This window comes from Streptomyces sp. AC627_RSS907 (assembly GCF_019049165.1).
The window spans coordinates 1-761 of sequence record NZ_JAGMUE010000245.1; the positions used below are offsets into that span (position 1 = coordinate 1).

Here is a 761-nt window from a genome sequence, read left to right on the forward strand (position 1 = left end):
GGGCGGACGGACACCGTGGCCATGATGCGGTCATAAGCGGGTTCGGGGAGTTCCCCCGTCGCGTCGATTGCTTCGATCCGAGGGATGCGGCCGAATGCAGCGAGGCGGGCGCGAGCGGCCTCAACGAGATACGGGTCCACGTCCACACTCGTCACGTACTCGTCTCCGAGACGTCGCGCGAAGAGGGAAAGCGCATAGCCGGAGCCGGTGCCCACGTCCAGGACCTGATGTCCGGGTTCCGCGTTCAACCGGTGCATCATCGAAACGATCAGACTCGGAAGCGTCGAGGACGAGGTGGGACTACCCGCCGCCCGTTGTTCCGCCTTCGCGTGGTCGGCGTGCAGGGGGCCGACGCGCGTGACAAGGGTTTCGTCACCGTAAACCGCTGCGATCCGCGCCCTGGAATCTTCGGCGTGGGCTACCAACTCCCACTCTTCAGTCGGGCTGTTCGGCACGCGTTCCCACCAATGGGGTACGAGCAGGTGGCGGGGGGTCTCACTGACTGCTTCGTGCCACTCCAGAGCGTTTGCGGCCACCTTGTCGGCCAGCGCCCTCGCCGCGTCGCCCCATGATTCCGATGCGGTCATTCGGTCTCCTATCTTCGTCCGGGTGGGACAGCAGTCGGGGGCCATCCCCGCACGGGCGGGGACCAGTACCCGGCCGAAATGGTCATCGTCGTTTTGCTGGGACCACCCCCGCACGCGTGGGGACCAGGCTCAGGCCCCAGCGGGTCTTCACCGCGACCCAGGGCCACCCCCGCA

1 protein-coding gene is annotated in these 761 nt (G+C 67.0%); it reads right to left on the bottom strand.

Features of this window, described 5'->3' with window-relative positions; genetic code table 11:
* Nucleotides 1-587 (bottom strand): methyltransferase domain-containing protein (locus KUM32_RS33025; protein ID WP_217145619.1); only part of this gene is annotated, 587 nt, incomplete at its 3' end.
* Between the last annotated feature and the right edge of the window lie 174 nt (nucleotides 588-761).